The 250-nt window shown below is 70.4% G+C and carries 1 pseudogene; it reads right to left on the bottom strand.

The annotated features are described in order from the left end of the window. Positions 1 to 177: pseudogene (locus SB773_RS33600) on the bottom strand (NAD(P)-dependent dehydrogenase); the annotation flags it as partial. Positions 178 to 250 lie beyond the last annotated feature (73 nt).

Here is a 250-nt window from a genome sequence, read left to right on the forward strand (position 1 = left end):
CTCCCGGGCGTACGCGATGGCGACGGCCTTGCCGATGCCGCTGTCCGCACCGGTGATCAGCGCCACCTTGCCGGTCAGTTTGCCGCTTCCGCGGTAGCTCTCCTCGCCGTGGTCGGGCCGCGGCTCCATCGACTCGGTGTCGCCGGGCGGCTGCTGCTGTTGCTCAGGGAAAGACATCCGTGACCTCCATTCGTTGTGCCTCCACGCAACACCCGCGGCCGCACGCGGTCAGGGGCTTGGGCGGTCCCCG

Source organism: Bacillus sp. SIMBA_074, assembly GCF_046534555.1.
GTDB classification, from domain to species: domain Bacteria; phylum Bacillota; class Bacilli; order Bacillales; family Bacillaceae_G; genus Bacillus_A; species Bacillus_A mycoides.